This is a genomic window from Pelotomaculum sp. FP (genome assembly GCF_004369245.1).
In the GTDB taxonomy this organism is placed as follows: domain Bacteria; phylum Bacillota; class Desulfotomaculia; order Desulfotomaculales; family Pelotomaculaceae; genus Pelotomaculum_C; species Pelotomaculum_C schinkii.
Genome location: NZ_QFGB01000115.1, coordinates 1 through 2,580, shown reverse-complemented (window position 1 = coordinate 2,580; position 2,580 = coordinate 1). Strand labels below are relative to the sequence as shown.

The window sequence follows — 2,580 nt, the reverse complement described above, 5'->3', positions numbered from 1 at the left end:
AGACCCATTGCCTGCGCTTGTTCAGCATCGTAAACCGGATCGAGAAAAATCATCTCGCTGGCCTTACCAAACCCCGCCAGCAAACCCACCCACAGGCTCCACCCCACATCAGGCGCCAAACCAAGGCAAGGTCGTGCGGCCGGGGACACCCCGGCGCCCCGTTCGGCGGCTTCGCTTTACCTGAAAAGTGGCGCTAACCCGCGCCTCTTTTCAGAATTCACTTCGCCGCGGTTTTTGCCGCTTATTCCTTCGGGCGATGTATTATTGCGGCAAAAACCAGGAGCCGTGCAGCATGATATTTCTGTACAACTATGCTTCAAAACCATTAAAAGTGAAGCATGAATGTACAAAAATAACACTAAAATACCGAAACATTTATAAATTGGTCGGTAAATTAATGTTGACATCACCACAGACACCTTGATATAATTACACTATAATACCGACGTTTTTATGATTTTATCGGTAAATTAGTGGTGATTTTGATGGATAAAAAAGAACTTGAAAAGGCATTCGCAAATAACAACGGAGTTCTTAAGACCTCGCAGCTTGCTGCGCTCAAAATCGATTCCCGGGGCATTAAGCGCCTGCTTGAGGATGGCACGATTGCAAAAATTAAAACCGGATACTATCGTTTTCTATCTGATGATGATACAGGCGAGGCTGCCATTGTTGCCCGCCTCTTTCCTGATGGAGTACTCTGGCTTAATACTGCTCTTTTTTATTACGGATACAGCGACAGAACGCCTATGCAATGGGATATTATCATAAGCAAAAATGCTTCTCCTTCCCGGTTTAAAATAGATTATCCCCATGTAAACCCGTTTTTCGTCCCTCCGGAGCGGCTCTCCTACGGTGTAACAAATATCGAAATTGAGGGCTGTACCATGAAGATTTTTGACCGTGACAGGCTCATCTGTGAATGCCTCAAATATGAGGCCAACATGGATAAAGAAACATTTAATAAAGCGATTCAGGCATACCTTGCCGACCCGAAGAAAAATATTAAAAATCTGCTGGCCTATGCGAAACGCCGGAAGGCAATAAAACGGGTACACGATGTGATAGGAGTGTGGCTGTAATGGATATGGGTGCTTCAGTAATTGCGAAGCTGAAAAATAAGGCGCAAAGCTCAGGGATGTCCTTTCAGGTTCATCTGCGGTTGTTCTGTCAGGAAGAGTTTTTGCGGAGGCTTTCGCTTTCCAGATACGCTGACAATCTGGTTTTGAAAGGCGGACTTTTTCTTTTTGCGCTGACCGGTTTTGAAAGCCGTGCTACCATTGACGTCGATTTCCTTCTGCGGCAGACCCCCGGCAGTGTGGAGGATGCACGACGTATTGTTTCGGAAATAATCGATACTCCAAGCGGGAACGATTTCATCACCTTTGACATGAGCAGCTTTGAGGAAATCACGCCGCAAAGGAAATACAGGGGCGTTAGTTTTCAGTTGACAGGTAAAATCAAGAATACCAAGACGCCTTTCAATGTCGATTTTGGCATCGGTGATATAATTGTTCCCAAAGTGGAAAAACGGCTTATCCCTACCCAGCTCGATACGTTCACTCCTCCTGAAGTCATTACATATTCTCTGGAGAGTACCGTGGCCGAGAAGTTTGATGCCATGCTGCAGCGGATGGAACTGACCAGCCGGATGAAGGATTATTATGACATTTACTTCATCGCCCGCACCTTTGGCTTTGACGGACGCAAGCTGCAGGAAGCCATTATGCAGACGCTTCAAAATCGCGGTACCGATTACGACCGCTCTAGCTTCGCAGAGATCATCAGTTTCTCGGAAAATGACGCCATGCTGGTCAAATGGCGTCATTTTCTCAGACACACAAAACTGCCGAACATTGATTTTGGTGAAGTCACAGGCTTGTTGAATACTTTCCTCGGCGGTATCTGGAGTGCGATTGTGAATGAGGACGAATGGCATAAAACCTGGGACAGCCAGACCACATCATGGTGATGCCATGATAATGGGCAAAGCTGCGGAATCGCTAACATCATGCTCACACTTTTCCGAAAAACCTGCTCCCGTGAGCAGTTCTCCCGAAACCGCTTGCCCGCTCAATTATCTTCCTCAACCCCGTACAAACACAGCATTTCTGCCGCAACGAACCGCTCCTAAACGCACCTAAAAATCCCCCGTGAATCCTCATAACCAACGACTCGAAATTGGCCGATAACGTTTTTAGCCTACCTATTAGGATTTGAAACACTCAAATGTTGTGAATTAGGGAAAGATATAATGAACCCATAGGTTTGACACAAAAGAATAATTTTAAATAAAAATAAGAAACATGGGTCAATAATCTTAGACAAATCGGCTTAGACTTCATTTGCTAGCGCAAAAAGTGGTTGGAAGTTTTTTAGCTTCCAACCACTTTTTAATTGGCACAATGTTCTATTGTTCCAACTTATTCTTTAACAACCCTTAAAGGACGGCCTTCTTTTGGCGAGAAAAGCTTCCAGTCCTTCTTGATAATCACCGGTTAAAGAGGCGCTGAGAACGCCCTGGCGCTCCACCTCCAGCTGCCGTTCCAGGAGTGTTAAAAATGCGTGATTTAAACCGGC

At 45.6% G+C, this 2,580-nt stretch carries 2 protein-coding genes; both read left to right on the top strand.

Annotated elements, in window-relative coordinates:
• Nucleotides 1-485: 485 nt before the first annotated feature.
• A complete protein-coding gene (locus Psfp_RS20825) occupies nt 486-1,082 on the top strand; it encodes a type IV toxin-antitoxin system AbiEi family antitoxin domain-containing protein (RefSeq protein ID WP_134220425.1) in 597 nt (198 codons plus the stop codon).
• Nucleotides 1,082-1,972, top strand: a complete 891-nt coding sequence (locus tag Psfp_RS20820; protein ID WP_134220424.1) for a nucleotidyl transferase AbiEii/AbiGii toxin family protein — start codon at nt 1,082-1,084, stop codon at nt 1,970-1,972. The genes Psfp_RS20825 and Psfp_RS20820 overlap by 1 nt, the downstream gene beginning before the upstream one ends.
• Nucleotides 1,973-2,580 lie beyond the last annotated feature (608 nt).

Excerpts from the sequence above, each read along its gene's own strand:
- Psfp_RS20825 (WP_134220425.1), top strand. The coding sequence starts at position 486 with ATGGATAAAAAAGAACTTGAAAAGGCATTCGCAAATAACAACGGAGTT.
- Psfp_RS20820 (WP_134220424.1), top strand. The coding sequence starts at position 1,082 with ATGGATATGGGTGCTTCAGTAATTGCGAAGCTGAAAAATAAGGCGCAA.